This window comes from Paenibacillus naphthalenovorans, assembly GCF_001465255.1.
In the GTDB taxonomy this organism is placed as follows: Bacteria; Bacillota; Bacilli; order Paenibacillales; family NBRC-103111; genus Paenibacillus_G; species Paenibacillus_G naphthalenovorans.
Genome location: NZ_CP013652.1, coordinates 774,709 through 790,426 on the forward strand (window position 1 = coordinate 774,709; position 15,718 = coordinate 790,426).

At 49.3% G+C, this 15,718-nt stretch carries 17 protein-coding genes; 14 read left to right on the forward strand and 3 right to left on the reverse strand.

Annotated features, from left to right (window positions below):
* The first annotated feature begins 61 nt into the window (after positions 1 to 61).
* From IJ22_RS03755 to IJ22_RS03820, 14 genes are all read left to right on the forward strand, one after another.
* Complete coding sequence (locus IJ22_RS03755) at positions 62 to 283, forward strand: hypothetical protein (protein ID WP_054818012.1); 222 nt, start codon at positions 62 to 64, stop codon at positions 281 to 283.
* Between the two features lie 349 nt (positions 284 to 632).
* Positions 633 to 1,112 (forward strand): MarR family winged helix-turn-helix transcriptional regulator, encoded by a 480-nt coding sequence (locus IJ22_RS03760; protein WP_054817960.1) that lies wholly within the window; start codon positions 633 to 635, stop codon positions 1,110 to 1,112.
* A 37-nt stretch (positions 1,113 to 1,149) separates the two neighbouring features.
* Positions 1,150 to 2,199, forward strand: coding sequence for an ABC transporter substrate-binding protein (locus IJ22_RS03765; RefSeq protein WP_062407347.1), 1,050 nt, complete (start codon positions 1,150 to 1,152; stop codon positions 2,197 to 2,199).
* 14 nt (positions 2,200 to 2,213) lie between these two features.
* Positions 2,214 to 2,990: an ABC transporter ATP-binding protein gene (locus tag IJ22_RS03770; protein ID WP_062407348.1), complete on the forward strand. Its 777-nt coding sequence runs from the start codon at positions 2,214 to 2,216 to the stop codon at positions 2,988 to 2,990.
* Between the two features lie 15 nt (positions 2,991 to 3,005).
* Positions 3,006 to 3,791, forward strand: a complete 786-nt coding sequence (locus IJ22_RS03775) for an ABC transporter permease (protein ID WP_062407351.1) — start codon at positions 3,006 to 3,008, stop codon at positions 3,789 to 3,791.
* A gap of 24 nt (positions 3,792 to 3,815) precedes the next feature.
* Positions 3,816 to 6,083, forward strand: a complete 2,268-nt coding sequence (locus IJ22_RS03780) for an arylsulfatase (protein WP_062407352.1) — start codon at positions 3,816 to 3,818, stop codon at positions 6,081 to 6,083.
* Between the two features lie 277 nt (positions 6,084 to 6,360).
* On the forward strand, positions 6,361 to 8,112 hold the full coding sequence (locus tag IJ22_RS03785) for a thiamine pyrophosphate-binding protein (protein ID WP_062407354.1): 1,752 nt from the start codon (positions 6,361 to 6,363) through the stop codon (positions 8,110 to 8,112).
* Between the two features lie 33 nt (positions 8,113 to 8,145).
* Positions 8,146 to 9,405 (forward strand): ABC transporter substrate-binding protein, encoded by a 1,260-nt coding sequence (locus IJ22_RS03790; RefSeq protein WP_062407356.1) that lies wholly within the window; start codon positions 8,146 to 8,148, stop codon positions 9,403 to 9,405.
* Between the two features lie 31 nt (positions 9,406 to 9,436).
* Complete coding sequence (locus IJ22_RS26925; RefSeq protein WP_160327342.1) at positions 9,437 to 9,817, forward strand: branched-chain amino acid ABC transporter permease; 381 nt, start codon at positions 9,437 to 9,439, stop codon at positions 9,815 to 9,817.
* Positions 9,814 to 10,308: a branched-chain amino acid ABC transporter permease gene (locus tag IJ22_RS26930; RefSeq protein WP_062407359.1), complete on the forward strand. Its 495-nt coding sequence runs from the start codon at positions 9,814 to 9,816 to the stop codon at positions 10,306 to 10,308. The genes IJ22_RS26925 and IJ22_RS26930 overlap by 4 nt, the downstream gene beginning before the upstream one ends.
* Before the next feature lies 1 nt (position 10,309).
* Positions 10,310 to 11,281 (forward strand): branched-chain amino acid ABC transporter permease, encoded by a 972-nt coding sequence (locus tag IJ22_RS03805; RefSeq protein ID WP_062407361.1) that lies wholly within the window; start codon positions 10,310 to 10,312, stop codon positions 11,279 to 11,281.
* Between the two features lie 12 nt (positions 11,282 to 11,293).
* Positions 11,294 to 12,028, forward strand: a complete 735-nt coding sequence (locus IJ22_RS03810; RefSeq protein WP_054818011.1) for an ABC transporter ATP-binding protein — start codon at positions 11,294 to 11,296, stop codon at positions 12,026 to 12,028.
* Positions 12,006 to 12,719: an ABC transporter ATP-binding protein gene (locus IJ22_RS03815; RefSeq protein ID WP_307722567.1), complete on the forward strand. Its 714-nt coding sequence runs from the start codon at positions 12,006 to 12,008 to the stop codon at positions 12,717 to 12,719. The genes IJ22_RS03810 and IJ22_RS03815 overlap by 23 nt, the downstream gene beginning before the upstream one ends.
* A 23-nt stretch (positions 12,720 to 12,742) precedes the next feature.
* Positions 12,743 to 13,552, forward strand: coding sequence for an SDR family NAD(P)-dependent oxidoreductase (locus IJ22_RS03820; RefSeq protein WP_062407365.1), 810 nt, complete (start codon positions 12,743 to 12,745; stop codon positions 13,550 to 13,552).
* A gap of 55 nt (positions 13,553 to 13,607) precedes the next feature.
* Here IJ22_RS03820 and isdG read toward each other — a convergent pair whose 3' ends face one another.
* Genes isdG through IJ22_RS03835 form a run of 3 tightly spaced genes read right to left on the reverse strand, consistent with a single transcriptional unit; the run spans position 13,608 to position 15,718 of the window.
* Positions 13,608 to 13,928 (reverse strand): heme oxygenase, encoded by a 321-nt coding sequence (gene isdG / locus IJ22_RS26660; RefSeq protein ID WP_054817948.1) that lies wholly within the window; start codon positions 13,926 to 13,928, stop codon positions 13,608 to 13,610.
* Positions 13,929 to 13,940: 12 nt separating this feature from the next.
* The gene (locus IJ22_RS03830) at positions 13,941 to 14,723 is read right to left on the reverse strand and encodes an ABC transporter ATP-binding protein (RefSeq protein WP_062407366.1); all 783 of its coding nucleotides are present in this window, start codon (positions 14,721 to 14,723) and stop codon (positions 13,941 to 13,943) included.
* Positions 14,720 to 15,718 (reverse strand): FecCD family ABC transporter permease, encoded by a 999-nt coding sequence (locus IJ22_RS03835; RefSeq protein ID WP_062407368.1) that lies wholly within the window; start codon positions 15,716 to 15,718, stop codon positions 14,720 to 14,722. Before IJ22_RS03835 ends, IJ22_RS03830 begins: the two co-directional genes overlap by 4 nt.

Genomic DNA, 15,718 nt, shown 5'->3' on the forward strand with positions numbered 1-15,718 from the left:
TCTTGCGGGTTTTGTTATGGATAAACCGAATAAAAATAATCAAACAAGGAGTCATGATGCGATGAACCGGATGAGCATTTCCATTTTATACAATGAAGTTCCCGTAGTCGTGAATTTGATCGGAACCGATCTTAAGCTGATTCCATCCTTATTATCCGCACTAAAGCAGAACAAAATTACGTTATCGTCCATTCAGGAGCCGCCCTGGCAAATTGACTTGTTTAGCTCGGAGGCGGTACTTTACTTCAATGCGGGAGATAAATACAGGATACCTATCTTTTAATGGCCGGCGATTCGCCGAACCTGCCAGGAACACGGCGCACAACGTTTGGCAAGCGGCAAGCTCTTGAGCGGCGGGCCGTATTTCGTTATGGTTCATCCCTCCAAATTCATGGAGGGATTTTTCAAATTCATACTTGACACATCGGAATTATCGATATAAAATTTCCTTATCCAAAAGTATCTTTCTATTCATTTATTAACTGAATTAATAAAATCGACGCCGATTGGACATGCCAAAGGCTCCTGAATTTCCTTTCATTTGCGAAAGGACAGGGGTCTTTTTGCGTTTTTTAGCAGATAACGTAAATGGACTCCGGCACAATACCTGATTTAAAAAATGGAGGGAAATCATGGAACATCATCACGATCATTTATTGGAGGAATTGGACTACTACTTTCGCAAAATGGTCCGGAAGTTTGTCGTCGAACGGGACAAAATTGCGATCGAAGGCCTGGTCAGCCTTCCCCAAATTTTGATTCTGAGGCTGCTGGATCAAAAAGGGCCGCACAAAGCAGGCGAATTGGCGGATGAACTGGATTTTACTACCGGCGCGATCACGGCGCTGTGCGACAAGTTGGTAAAGGCGGGGTTGATAGAGCGCGCAAGAACCGATCTAGACCGCAGAATCGTCATTGTACGCATTACGGAAGCGGGTAAAGCGTTTCTCAAGCGCAATGAAGGCATAAAGGGGAAAGTGCCCGGGGTTCTCTTTGATGGATTTACGGAAGAAGAAAAAAGAATTCATCTGGATTTTTGTCTACGAATTTTGGCCAACTTGCCGAGAATGTCCGAAGCGGTGAAGCCATTTACCACACCGAGAAACGAATAACGTTACATCAACTATCATTTAGGGGAGGAAAAACCATATGAAAATCAATGCATTGAAAACGGCAGTTCTTACATTTAGTGTGTTTACGCTGGCTTTAACAGCCGCTTGCTCTACGTCGACTACGGAAAATAACGCGGCAGGCGCCCAAACGGGTGCAGCCGGCGCGAAGCAGACAACGCCGGTCAAGGTCAGATTAGCGATCGATACGGCGGCAGGAGGCTCCTTTCAATTCCGTATCGCAAAGGAAAAAGGTTTTTTTCAAAAGCATGGCATTGAACCGGAAATATCCAATTTCGCTTACGGGATCGATACGGTCAACGCTTTGCTGATCAGCCAAGCGGATACGGCGCTTGCGGCAGACTATGCTTTGGTCAACTCGCTGGGGAAAGGGGATATGACGGTTGTCAGTGCGCTTACTCGCACAAACGAGCAATCCGCCGCCAAGACGCTGCTATTCGCGAGAGACCATATCAATACGCCGGAAGATTTTAAAGGGAAGAAGCTCGGCGTGGCCAAAGGAACCGTGTATGAATACGTCTGGGCCAAGTATCTGGAAAAGAACAATATCGACGAAAAAGAAGTGACCTATGTGCCTTACAGTACGCCGGATGAAGCGATCGTTTCTTTGCAAAAAGGAGACATGGATGCCGTGTGGATCGGAGGCGCGCTGGTCGATAAATTTAAGGCTATCAAGGGCGTCAAAGCGTTAATCGACGTATCCGGCTCCGGTGTAAACATCAGTTCATATTTGCTGGTCGATACGGCGTTCGTCAAAAACAACCCGGATGCCGTCAGCTCGGTGCTCAAAGCGTTGGATGAGGGGATTCGCTATATTCCGGATCATAAAGAAGAAACGGCGGAGGTGGCGTTCAAGGAGCTGAAGCTGCCGAAAGACCGCGTTTTGGAAGACTTGCAATCGACGAACTATACGCTTGGATTTACCCAAGAGGATTATCTTCATCTGCAGGATGTCAAGAAATGGGTCGAAAGCAAAGGCATATTAAAAGACAAGTACGAACTGAAGGATAAAATTAATATCGAGCCGTTGAAAAAAGCGCTGCCTGAAACGGTAAGCTACGAGCCGTAAGGAGATGGGTTGATATGGCTTTATCTGCAACACCGAAGACCATTCATATCGAAAACGTCAATAAAGCGTTCCCTGATGCTTCCGGGACCAATGTCCACTATGTGCTGCGAGATGTGAATCTGGTCGTTCAGGAAGGAGAGTTTTTCGTTCTTCTCGGGCCGAGCGGCTGCGGGAAATCGACTCTGCTGAATATGATCGCAGGCTTTATCTCGAAAACGGAGGGGCGTCTTGCTCTCGGCGATGAAGAAATTAACAAGCCGGGCAGCGACCGGGCCATGGTATTTCAAAGCGCGGACGCTTCTTTGTTTCCGTGGCTCACCGTCCGGGAAAATGTGGAGTTTGGCCTGCGCATGAAGAAAGTTCCGAAGGCGGAGCGGAACCGGATTTCCGACGAATTTATTCGGCTCGTCGGGCTTACAGGGCACGAAGACAAATTTCCCAAAGCGCTGTCCGGGGGAATGAAGCAGCGGGTGCAGCTGGCAAGGGTGCTGGCGAACGATCCGGCCATTCTTCTCATGGACGAGCCGTTTGGCGCATTGGACGCCATGACGCGCCGTACGATGCAGAAAGAACTGATACGTATTTGGCAGCAGACGAACAAGACCGTTGTGTTTGTGACGCACGATATTCAGGAGGCGCTCCTTCTGGGTGAAAGAATCGGCATTATGTCTATCGGTCCGAATTCGCGGATCTCCGAAGTGTATGACGTTCCGCTGCCGTATCCCAGAGACATGGCGGATGCGAGATTCCTTGAGCTCTTGCAAGCCATTGAGAGCCATTTTGAAGAATAGAGGGGGGCGCCAAACTTGGCTTTTTATAAAAAACTGCTGAATACGGGCGTAGTAACCTGGATCATCGTATTGATCGGTTGGCAGCTCCTGTCGGTGAGTTCCCATCCGGATTTTCTGCCCGGTCCTGTGCATACGTTTCGGGGAATGGTGGAATTAGCCCAGGACGGATCGCTTTTTCGTTACATCGGGATCAGTTTCGCGCGGGTGCTTACAGGCTGGGTGCTCGGCTGTGCTGTAGCCGTACCGATCGGGCTGCTGATGGGCAGGGTGACCATCATCCGCACGTTGACGGAACCATTCCTTAACTTCATCCGGTTTATTCCGCCTCTGGCCTTCATCACCTTATTTCTGCTGTGGTTCGGGATTGGGGAAACGTCCAAGATTGTTTTGATTATGTACGCCACATTATTTATCGTCATCCTGAATACGATGACCGGCGTGCTGTCGGTCGAGGAGGATAAGGTTCGTTCGGCCAGAAGCATGGGGGCTTCCGAGTGGCAAATCCTGCTCCATGTGATCATTCCTTCGACGGTGCCTTATATATTCACGGGCATGAGGCTTGCGATGGGCACATCGTTTATGGCGATTATTGGCGCAGAGATGGTGGCTTCCAATGAAGGCGTCGGATTCATGATCTGGAGCTCCAGACTGTACTTCAAGACGGATTGGATTTTTGTAGGCTTGTTCTCTTTGGGCGTGATGGGATTTGTCACGGACCGTCTGCTCGGCTGGTTCGGGAGCGTCGCGCTGTCGCGTTACGGTATTGTAGGCGGGGCCGTATTTCGCGGGAAATTAAAGTAATTTCAATCTAAAGGAGGGCTTGGCATGTCTGCATGGAAAGAGGAAACGTTTCAAGGCGTGATCGGCCGAACCGTGGAAGAATCGGTGCCTTGGTGGCCAAAACCGGATAAACCGTCCGAAGGACGCCCCAATATCGTGATCATCCTGTTGGACGATCTTGGTTTCGCCCATCTGGGCTGTTACGGTTCCGATATTCACACGCCCCATATGGATGCGCTGGCAGCGGGGGGGCTCCGCTACAATAATTTTCATACGACGGCGATTTGCTCACCGACGAGGGCATCGCTTCTGACCGGGAGAAATCCGCATAGCGCCGGGGTGTCGTTCGTCTCCGAATATGACAGCGGTTTTCCTCATAGCCGCGGAAAAGTACGCAAAGATACGGCATTGATCAGTGAGATTTTGCTGGAACATGGTTACAGTACCTATGCCGTAGGAAAGTGGCACCTGACGCCGGGCAAAGAGCAAAGCAATGTGGGGCCTTTCGACAATTGGCCTTTAGGAAGAGGATTTGAGCATTACTACGGCTTTTTGTCCGGCGCGACAAGCCAGTGGTATCCTGACCTGGTGGAGGACAACCGCAGGGTGCCCCAGCCCAAAACACCGGAGGAAGGCTATCATTTAACGGAGGATTTGACGGATAAAGCGATCGAATATATTCGTGACCACCACAGCGCCGCGCCGGACAAGCCGTTTTTCTGTTATCTGGCCTACGGTGCCACGCACGCGCCTCATCATGCTCCCAAGGAGTTTATCGATAAGTACAAAGGGAAATATGACAAAGGCTGGGATTGTACCCGCGAAGAGTGGTTTGCCAGACAGCAGGCGCTGGGCATTATCCCTGCGGATGCGAAACTGCCGCCCCGCAATCCAGGCGTGAAGGCGTGGGATGAATTAAGCGCCGACGAACAGAGGCTGTATGCCCGGATGCAGGAAGCATTTGCAGGCTTTCTGGAACATACGGACTATCATATCGGACGCTTTATCGATTTTCTGAAGACCATCGGACAACTGGACAATACCTTGATTCTCCTGCTTTCCGATAATGGGGCTTGCGCTATGGGCGGAAAAGAAGGAACGGTAAATTCCTGGAACGGGCTGGGGACTCAAGAGTCGTTTGAAAGTAAATTGAAACGAATAGACGAAATAGGCAGCCCTTTGGCCAATAATCATTATCCTGCCGGTTGGGCGCAAGTCGGGAATACGCCTTTAAAGTGGTATAAATCGTTCGTTCATGCGGGAGGAGTCAAGGATCCGCTGATTATCCATTATCCTGAGAAGATCAAAGATGCCGGCGCTATTCGCAACCAGTATCACCACGTCATCGATATCGTACCGACCATTCTGGAACTGCTTCATATCGAAGCTCCATCCGTATTGAAGGGTGTGCCGCAGAAGCCGATCGAGGGAGTCAGCCTGGCGTACACGTTTGATGATGGATCGTTGCCGACACGCAAAGAGATTCAATATTACGAAATGGTGGGCAATCGGGCCATTTACTATAAAGGTTGGAAAGCCGTGGCGGCCCATAAGCCGGATACCCCGTTTGAAGAAGATTCCTGGGAACTGTACCGGGTGGATGAGGATTACTCGGAAATGAACGATTTGGCCGGGCAAAAGCCCGAAATATTGCGTGATTTGATCGACCGCTGGTGGGTGGAGGCCGGCAAATATGGCGTGCTTCCGCTGGACGGGCGTTCGCTGGCCGGGAAAATCCGTGCCCGGAAATCGGTCATCACCCAACCCGCCGGACCGGTGCGGAGGAAGTATTATCCGTCTCCGTCCCGTTTCCATGCCTCGGTCGCCCCGGATCTTCGCAATAAATCCTTTGAGATCCGTGTGCCGTTATCCCGTCATACCTCCGAGGAAGAAGGAGTGTTGATTTCCCAGGGGGACGGTTCCGGCGGTTATGCACTGTATATCCAAAACAACCGGCTTGTATTTTACTACAACTATTCCGGTATCGGGAAATACACGGTCATCTCGGATCAGGAGCTTCCTGCCGGTTCGATCGTTCTCCGTTTGTTGATGCTGAACACAGGTGACAATGAAGGGACAGTCAAAATGTTCATTGAGAATCGGCAGATCGGGGAAGGAACCGTCGGTCATACCGGGTTTCTCGGATTTGCCGGCGGAGCTTTTCAAATTGGGCGTGACGATCAAAGCGCCGTCAGTCCTGCCTACGCGGCGCCGTTTGCCTTCACCGGCACGATCGACCATGTAGCCATTACGCTAGGCGCCTACGATTTTGATGTTGAAGCGGCTGTGATCCGTGAATTGGCAACGGAGTAGCCTAATGCAGAGAAGGCAAATACCTCCGGGCGAGAACCGGGGAATTTTGGACAACCGATGAATTTGATATGGAAAGACCGCATAAAGGGTGTCACCCATAGGTGACACCCTTTATGCGCAGCAGGCAGTCGCATGCTGCGCGAAATTTCATTGACATGTGTACAAAACAGTAAGGAATACAAATACAATGTAGTGATCTATGGAGCACATTCTTAAATTATACCGAACGAATTCATTCCTGTGTCAGTACATTATTTCAAATGGAGGTTGACAGACGATGACGGAAAACCCGAAAACGCTAAAGAGTGGTTCGATTACAAAAGAATGCAGCACAATGGATGGATTATGCCAAATATTGGAAGAAATTGATGCGGAATATGTCTTTGGCATTCCCGGCGGTTATATGGGGAAATTGTATGATGCATTGTACGAGTCCCCAAAAGTAAAACCGATTCTTGTCCGGCATGAACAAATTGCAAGTATTATGGCGGAAGTATTCGGCAGGTTGACGGGCAAGCCGGGGGTTTTCACAGCACAGGGTGCCTGGACCCTTTCGAATGGATTGATGGGGCCTTTGGAAGCCGTTCAGGGTAGTTCACCTATGTTGATTTTAACGGATATGACGGATAATTTCCCGTATTCCCATCATGGTTCATATCAAGCGGGTACAGGAGAATATGGAGGTTATGACATAAAGAAAGTTTTGGATGCGGTTACAAAATATGCGACGGCGGTATATGGTCCGGAGCAAGCTTTGCAAAGTGTTCAGTTGGCGGTAAAACATGCCGTTTCGGGAAATCCGGGACCTGTGGGCGTGGTGTTCCACAGCTCGGCCATTAACGGAAAAATCAAACCCGACAGCTCCCCTATCATTTATCACTCCCGGCGCTATCTTGTGAATGATAAAAAGGGAGAAACCCATGACAAGATCAAACAGGCATGCCAAGTACTGTCCGGCGCCAAAAGACCGTTTATTATTGCCGGAAACGGGGTTCACGGTTCGAAAGCTTATGCCGAGCTGCAAACCTTTGCCGAAATGATCGGAGCGCCCGTCGGAACGACGGCGCAAGGGAAAAGCGCTATTGCCGAAACGCATCCGAACGCTGTAGGCGTGCTCGGCAATTGGGGACAGGATGCCGCGAATGAGCTTTTATCAGAAGCCGATGTGATTCTTGCCGTCGGTTCCAGGCTAGCGCCTACGGATACATGCAACGAAACGACGAAACTCATTGATCCGTCGAGACAAACGATAATCCAAATTGATATTGAGGCCAAACATGCCAGTTGGGTATATCCTGTCGATATTCCGCTGATTGGCGATGCCAAAATCATCCTGAATCAATTGATAGACACGATCACGCCTTTGGATGCAGGGGAACTTCAAGCAAGAACAGAAAAAATAAAAGCTTGTAAATTGGCAAACCGGTACATGGTTTGCGATGAGATGGAATCGGATGCGATCCCGATTCTTCCCCAGAGGTTGGTGAAGGAGCTGCAGGAAGCCGTTGACGAAGACACGGTGATTACGTTGGACGCAGGGGAAAACCGCGTGTTTATGACTCACTTCTTTAAATCGAAAGCGGCAGGAAGCATTATACCGCCCGCCTCGGCCGGGGGAATGGGATATGCCATGCCGGCTGCGCTGGCCGTTAAATTGGTAAAACCGCAAAGTAAAGTCGTGGCCGTTACGGGCGACGGAGGTTTCGCGATGACCATGAATGCGCTGATTACTTCCGTCCAGTACACGATTCCGTTCGTCACCATTATTTTTAATAATTCTGCGTTAGGTTGGGTCAAAAATGCTCAACACGGCCGGATTATCGCTTCCGAATATGACAACTGCAACTTTGCCGATATGGCCAAAGCGATGGGGTGCGACGGCATCAGAGTGGAGAATCCCGATGAATTGGTCGGCGTCATCAAGCGTGCATTGGCCTCCGGGCGTACGACAGTGATTGATGTAGCAACAACAGACCGGGAAAGTTATAAGAAGGTCATGTCCGCCATGGCCGTGTCCCTGGAGGATTGAGATTTGCCCATCATGGAAGAAGGGGGTAGTCAGATGATGAAACATTTCCAACCGAAGCTTATAGCCTTGCTTCTTATTCTCATCATGGTGACGGTGTCGGCATGCAGCCCGGGCCATCCGTCCGGTACCTCAAACCACGCCGATTCCGGTGAGAACAAAGAAACGCTCTATATAGGCGCGCTGTTCCCCCGAAGCGGAAATCTGGCTCCACTTGGAATTGAAAGCTTCAGGGGTGCGGAATTGGCCCGTCTCGAGCAAAATCAGGCCGGCGGTTTGCTGGGCAAAACAGTCGCATTCAAGGAAGCGGATGCCCCTAGCCCCAACGCCGCACAAGCGGAAGCCGAACGTTTAATCAACAAGGAAAAAATAACAGCGATCTTGGGGAGCTATTCCAGTTCCATCTCGATGGCGGCAAGCCAGGTTGCTGAAAAGAATAGGGTGATCTATTGGGAGGGAGGAGCGGTTTCTACAGCAATCACCTCCAGAGGCTTTAAATATGTGTTTAGAACCCAACCCAACGACACGATGTCGTCAAGGGATCAAGCCCAATTTGTAGCGGATGAACTGACGAAGAGTCTCAATAAACCAATCGGCGATCTGAAGATTATGATTGTACATGAAGATTCCGAGTTTGGAACGAGCGGGGCGGACCGATTCAAGAAAGCGATTCAGGCTGTAGGAGCCAAAGCACCTCCCGTTTATCCTTATAACGCCCAAGCCAAAGATTTGACATCGATCGTTCTCAAGATCAAGGATGCCCAACCGGATATCCTGTTTGCGGTCTCTTATGTGACCGACGGTATTTTGTTGACTCGCCAGATGCTTGAAAATAAAGTCGAGGTTCCCGTATTCCTCGGCGCCGGCGCCGGTTATTCCCTTACGGATTATGCGAAAGCGCTGGGCAACGATAAAGTAGAAGGCAACATTAGTTTTGATGTGCCGCAGTTTACGACTAATCCGAAATATACACCGGGAATGGATCATTTTATCGAAGCCTATAAGAAGCAATATGGCGAAGAGCCGCACAGCGCTCACTCTCTGATTCATTATTGGTCTGCTAAACTGCTCTTCCAAACGATTGAAAAAGCGGAGTCTGTTGAACCGGATAAAATTCGCGAGGCTGTATTTACATGGGATCAGCCGGAGGGGCAAAGCCCGACGGGCTGGGGCATTAAGTTCGGGGAGGACGGACAAAATCAACGCGGCAATTTGTTTGCCCACCAATGGAGAGACGGCAAAATGATCGTCGTATGGCCGAGAGCGGCCGCTTTGAGTGAATTTACATTAGAGTAATGAATCGCATAAAAAGGAGGGGATGATGCAAATGCTGCTGCAGGTTATCGTATCAGGCATATTATTGGGCGGTATGTATTCCCTCATTACCATAGGGCTGACGTTAATTTTCGGCGTGGTTCGCATCGTTAACTTTGCTCATGGCGAGTTTCTCATGCTGGGCATGTTTCTTTGCTATTTCTTGGTAACTTCTTTGGGTATCGACCCTTATCTAACCATGCTGCCGGTTGCTGCAGTGTTATTTGCCCTCGGGGCTTTTACTCAAAAGGTGTTTATACAGCCCTTGCTTGGCGACGAAAATTCCCAGCTCATCATTACGGTAGGCATGATGTATTTTCTGCAAAACGCAGCGCTGTTTTTATTCGGCGGAGAGTACCGAACCATTAGCGTGACTATCAGAATACCGTCATGAATATAGGAAGCTTGAATGTAAGCTTGACGAAAGCCGTTTCCTTTGCGATCACCATTTTCATTATTGCGGCGTTGTTTCTTTTTCTAAAGAAAACGTTCTATGGAAGAGCGATTCGCGCGGTGGCTCAGGATCGAAATGCCTCGCTGTTGATGGGCATCCCTGTGAATCAGGTATTTCAAGTTACTTTTGGCATTGGCGCAGCGATCGTTGGGGTAGCTTCTTGTTTGTTGATGCCCATATTTTACGTATATCCTACGGTCGGTATGAACTTTGTGCTCATCAGCTTTGTCGTAGCGGTTCTTGGCGGGTTAGGCGATATTCGAGGCGCTCTGGTTGGGGGACTTTTGATCGGTGTCATCGAATCGGCGAGCGGTTATTATGTGAGTCCGGGATTGAAGGAAGCGTTTTGTTTTGTCATCTTCTTCCTCGTATTGATATTTAAACCTGCCGGAATGTTAAGCAGCAGAAATAAAGACCTGGTGGTTGAATGATATGAGATTACAAAAATATTACGTTGCCATGACACTCGGGTTTGTGTTGCTCATTTTGCCGGTTTTTTTAACGGATAAGCACCATTTGAATATCGCAGTGATGACCTTAATGTATGCCGCCCTCGCTTTATTTTGGAATTGGGTGGGGGGATATACCGGCCAGTTATCATTTGCCCATATTGTCTTTTTTGGGATCGGAGCGTATACCTCGACCTTGTTATTTCTTCATTTTAACGTCTCTCCCTGGCTCGGAATGCTTGTTGGGGGAATCCTTTCCTCTGTGATTGCAGGTTTTTTAAGTTATTGGACCGTAAGGCTAAAAGGCCCCTTTTTTGCTCTGGCTACCCTCGCTTTATCCCAAGTGAGTTTAATTGTGGCCGTATTCTGGAAAGATTTAACGGGAGGTTCCCAGGGCTTGAGCCTCCCGCTCGCCATGTCGTTCCAAAACATGCTCTTCGATTCCAAAGCCGCCTATTATTTTATCATATGCGTACTTGTACTCATCGGGCTGTCCGTTTCTGTTCGAATTGAAAATTCCCGGACGGGATACTTATTGAAAGCGTTGAAATTGTCGGAGGCGGCTGCGGAGGCCGTAGGAATTAACTCCTTGAAGCTCAAAGTAAGAATCATGTGCTTAAGCGCTTTTTTCACTTCTTTAGCGGGAACCTTTTACGCACAGTACATTATGTATATTGACCCTTACAGCGTTTTTAATCTCGAACTGAATATTCTCATGATTCTGATCGTCATGATCGGAGGCCAGGCCGCTTATTTGGGACCTATGATCGGGGCTCTTCTTCTGGTGCCGGTGAATGAGGTCTTACGTTCGGAATTGGCGCAATTCGGCGACGGTATACACGGGATGTTATACGGCGCCATTCTCATGCTGATTATCATCCTTGCACCTCAAGGCGTGATTGGAATGCTGCGCAAATGGAATACGAGACGGCTGTCGAAATATCAGTCTGAATAAGGAATGATGGATATGGAAGTATTGCGGGTCGAGCATGTGACGAAAAGATTCAAAGGTGTCATTGCCGTTCATGATATCAGCTTTGCTGCGGAAGCGGGGGAGATACTCGGGATTATCGGTCCGAACGGAGCAGGAAAAACGACTTTATTCGATCTGTTGAGCGGTTTTTTGAGGCCGAATGAGGGGAGGATATTGTACCGGGGCAGGGATGTGGCGGACTGGAAAAGACCTAGTGATTTTACGCAGAATGGCATTGCCAAAACCTTTCAAAAGGTAAAGCCGTTCCAGGATATGACGGTAAAAGAAAACGTTATGGTTTCCGCTTTCAGTAAGGTGAAGACGATAGAAGAAGCCGGAAAAACGGCGGAAGAAATTCTCGAAAAAGCTCTGTTGTCCCACCGCACCCATGTGTTGGCCGGCACATTGACGATAGGGGAAAGAAAAAAACTGGAATTGGCCAAAGCACTGGCAACAAGACCGGCGCTCCTTCTGCTGGATGAGGTAATGGGCGGTCTTTCGGAGAGTGAAATGAATCAAGTGATCGATGTCATTAAGTCCCTTCGAAGCAAGGAGCTTACCATCGTTATCATCGAACATATCATGAAGGCGATCATGACCTTAAGCGACCGGATCATCGTCATCAACTTCGGCCAAAAAATTGCCGAAGGCACTCCGGACGAGGTGAAAAGAAATCCCGAAGTGATTAAAGCTTATCTGGGAGGGGGTGTGGCGTTTGCTGAAACTTGAGAAGGTCACAGTATATCACGGGGATGTTTTGGCTCTAAAGGAAGCTTCTATTGAAGTAGCAAAGGGAAAGATCGTCGCATTGCTGGGCAGCAATGGCGCCGGCAAAAGCACAACCATCAATTCGATTTCCGGTATTTACCGTCCCCGGGAGGGGGCTATCCTGTTAGGGGAGGAGAAGATCCATCAGCTTACGCCCAAAGAGATCGTGGAACGGGGAATCGTTCAAGTTCCTGAAGGAAGGAAGCTTTTCCCCGATTTAACGGTTATCGAAAACATTCAGCTCGGAGCCTTTTGCAAGAGGGCAAGAGCTTCCATGAAAGAGCGGTTGGAGATGATTTATGCGTATATGCCACGGCTCTATGAAAGAAGAAAACAAATCGCAGGAACGCTTAGCGGGGGTGAACAGCAAATGTGTGCGATCGCACGCGGATTGATGGCGCAGCCGGATCTCTTAATGCTGGATGAACCTTCATTAGGCTTGGCCCCTTCCATGGTCGAGCAAGTATTCGAAATTATTGCGAAGGTCAATAAGGACGGGACAACGGTACTGCTGGTCGAGCAAAGCGTTCATCGGGCCCTTTCGATATGTCATTACGCCTATGTGCTGGAAAACGGTAAAATCACATTATCCGGAAGCGGAGAAGAACTTCTTCATAACGACGAGCTTCTTTCGGCTTACTTGGGCATATAGCGAGGGGAAGCGGAGGAATGAATATGGAACATAAACCGCTGAAGGACAAAGCAGCTGTCGTTACGGGAGCCGCGCGGGGACTTGGAAGAGGCTATGCCCTCAGATTGGCGGATTTGGGGGCCCATGTCGTTGTGGCGGATCTCGATTTACACTCGTTTACCGATTTTGAAATGGAAAAAAATCAGATGACGGGAGAAACGGTAGTAGAAGAAGTAAGGCAGCGTGGGGTACGATCATCAGGCTATGAAATCGATGTAACCGATGCAAAAGCTTGTACTGCTTTGATGGAAAAAGCCATGGATGAATTCGGACGGATCGACATTGTGATTTGTAATGCGGGCGGAGGCGCGGGAGGGCTTACGGAAAGCTTTGCCTCAAGGCTCGATATGGTCCAGACGCGAAGGATAATGGAAAGGAATTTGTACGGTACGATTCACACCTGCATGTCGGCATCCCCTTTTATGAAACAACAAAAGTCGGGAAAAATCGTAACCGTATCGTCTATTGCCGGCCTCCAGGGCAATGTTGACGGCAGTTACGCACATTATGGCGCAGCCAAAGCCGGCATCGTCGGCTACACCCGATATCTTGCACAGGAATTGGGACCGTATGGGATACAAGTGAACTGTATCGCTCCCGGGTATATTGCGACCGGCAGATTAAACGTGCAATTTGAAAAGATCGGCAAAGAAAAGCTGGAATCCGACACGGCGTTAAAACGGCTCGGTACCGTTGAAGATTGTGCCAATGTCATTCAATTTTTAACGACGGGTTTATCGGATTATGTGACCGGACAGGTGATCCCGGTATGCGGCGGTCTCATCAGGGGGTAGGAAGGAACCGCCTCACTCCCTGACGACGGACTGGAGGCGGTTTTCGTTTGGGCCGTTAACTGGCTGTGATGGGGTGTCTGACAATTTTTACGTCATAAAACGATATTTTGTTCGAAATAATATACTCCGGTAATCCCTCGCGGTGGGAGTGGGCTTCGCGGAACGCTTCGCTCCGGGTCCAGGCCTGGAAGTCTTCCTTGCGATTCCACCGCGTGCTGACCGTAACCTCATCGTATTCGGGCGTATTTTCGGTCAGCAGGACTTCCAATCCGAGAAAGCCTTCCATGTACTCCACTTTTCCTACTTTATCGAATCGTTCGATTAATTTATGCGCATTTCCTTTTGTAATTTGAGAAGTATTTGTCACAATGACCATGGTCTATTCCTCCTATATCGATTCTAAAGTTTTAACAGGTATAATCATCGGATATTCGTCTGCAAAGGTTACTTTGGCTTCAATTTGATAGACCTCCTTTAAAAAAGCGGGGTTAATGATATCCTTTGGTTTTCCCGTTGTCATGATTTTCCCGTTTTTTACGGCGATCATGTAATGACAGTAACGGGCAGCCTGCTGCAGATCATGAAGCACCATGACGATTGTGATGCGGTATTCCCGATTAATTTTCTGCAGCATTTCCATAACGTCCAGCTGATGTGCGATATCCAAAAACGTTGTAGGTTCATCCAGCAGGATGATGCTCGTTTTTTGGGCCAACGCCATAGCAATACGCGCTTTTTGCTGCTCACCTCCAGATAAAGTATGAAACATCCGCTGCTCATGTCTTTTTGTGCCCGTGACTTCCATGGCCCAATCCACGATGCGTTCGTCGTCGGCTGTCATACGATCGAAGAGTCTTTTGTAGGGAGAGCGTCCGTACGAAACAAGCTCTCTTACCGTCATATCGGGAAGCGAATGCTTGGACTGGGTCAGCATGGAGACGATTTTGGCAAGGGCGATGGCCGGATAGGTTTTCGCCTGCTTTCCTCTAATATAGATTTCCCCCTGATCCGGCAGCAGTAATTGACTCATGAGTTTTAGCAAGGTCGACTTGCCGGAGCCGTTGGGACCCACAATGGCCGTCATACACTCACTGGGGATCGAAAGGGAGATATCATGCAGTCGGAATGCGCCTGCATGGAATGCCATATGGTTGGTTTGAATAGCGGTCATCGCATGATTCCCCGTTTCTTCAGTAAAAATAAAAAGAACGGCGCACCTAAGGCGGCCAGCAATATACCGACAGGCAGCTCAATCGGATCAAACCACGAGCGCGCTATCGTATCCGCCAGAACGACCAGTGCCGCTCCCCCCACAATGGAAAGAGGCAGCAAGAAACGGTAATCATCGCCGACAAGCAGCCGGATGGCGTGAGGGACGACCAGGCCGACAAAGCCGATTAAACCGGCTACGCTGACGGCAGTCCCGGCCAACAAAGAGGCCAGTAAAATAATCAGGAATCGCTGCAGCTCCACTTTTTGGCCGAGCAGTTTGGCCGAATCATCCCCCAAAAGCAGCAGATTTGACGGTTTAATCGCGAATAGGGTTAAAATGAGCCCTGTGATGGCATAAGGAGCCATGAATTCGAGATGATGCCAGCTCCGCCCGCTTAATCCTCCCGCCAGCCAGGGCAGGACGGCTTGAACCCGTTCGCTGTATAAAACCATAAACCCGTTGGTGATAGCCCCTAATAAGGCATTGATGGCCACGCCCGCCAAAATGATTTTGAGCGGCGACGCTCCCTTATCCCAAGCCATCATGTAAATCATGAGGGATGTGATCAAGGCGCCCAGGAATGCCAGAACGGGGAGCAGGTAGCTCAGCTGCGGAAAAACGATCATGGAAATAATCGCAGCCAGACCGCCTCCTGCGGAAACCCCGATAATGCCGGGATCGGCCAAAGGATTCTTCATCACACCTTGCAAAAGAGCTCCGGAAGCGGCTAAACAAGCTCCCACCAAAAGGCCGATCAGCACTCGGGGCAATCTTAAATTCATAATGATTTTTTCGTGTACAGGCTGGCCGTCGGCATGAAACACAGCCCATATCTCCTGCAGGGATATCGTGACGGAACCGTAGGTTAAACCGTAAAAAGATACAATGATAAGAAACATAGGGACAACGGTAATCACAAGCTTTCTTCTCAAGCGGCGTTGTGTAATATTCAT

Coding starts and splice junctions, on each gene's coding strand:
- IJ22_RS03755 (WP_054818012.1), top strand. CDS start 62: ATGAACCGGATGAGCATTTCCATTTTATACAATGAAGTTCCCGTAGTC.
- IJ22_RS03760 (WP_054817960.1), top strand. CDS start 633: ATGGAACATCATCACGATCATTTATTGGAGGAATTGGACTACTACTTT.
- IJ22_RS03765 (WP_062407347.1), top strand. CDS start 1,150: ATGAAAATCAATGCATTGAAAACGGCAGTTCTTACATTTAGTGTGTTT.
- IJ22_RS03770 (WP_062407348.1), top strand. CDS start 2,214: ATGGCTTTATCTGCAACACCGAAGACCATTCATATCGAAAACGTCAAT.
- IJ22_RS03780 (WP_062407352.1), top strand. CDS start 3,816: ATGTCTGCATGGAAAGAGGAAACGTTTCAAGGCGTGATCGGCCGAACC.
- IJ22_RS03785 (WP_062407354.1), top strand. CDS start 6,361: ATGACGGAAAACCCGAAAACGCTAAAGAGTGGTTCGATTACAAAAGAA.
- IJ22_RS03790 (WP_062407356.1), top strand. CDS start 8,146: ATGATGAAACATTTCCAACCGAAGCTTATAGCCTTGCTTCTTATTCTC.
- IJ22_RS26925 (WP_160327342.1), top strand. CDS start 9,437: ATGCTGCTGCAGGTTATCGTATCAGGCATATTATTGGGCGGTATGTAT.
- IJ22_RS26930 (WP_062407359.1), top strand. CDS start 9,814: ATGAATATAGGAAGCTTGAATGTAAGCTTGACGAAAGCCGTTTCCTTT.
- IJ22_RS03805 (WP_062407361.1), top strand. CDS start 10,310: ATGAGATTACAAAAATATTACGTTGCCATGACACTCGGGTTTGTGTTG.
- IJ22_RS03810 (WP_054818011.1), top strand. CDS start 11,294: ATGGAAGTATTGCGGGTCGAGCATGTGACGAAAAGATTCAAAGGTGTC.
- IJ22_RS03820 (WP_062407365.1), top strand. CDS start 12,743: ATGGAACATAAACCGCTGAAGGACAAAGCAGCTGTCGTTACGGGAGCC.
- isdG (WP_054817948.1), bottom strand. CDS start 13,928: ATGGTCATTGTGACAAATACTTCTCAAATTACAAAAGGAAATGCGCAT.
- IJ22_RS03830 (WP_062407366.1), bottom strand. CDS start 14,723: ATGACCGCTATTCAAACCAACCATATGGCATTCCATGCAGGCGCATTC.
- IJ22_RS03835 (WP_062407368.1), bottom strand. CDS start 15,718: ATGAATATTACACAACGCCGCTTGAGAAGAAAGCTTGTGATTACCGTT.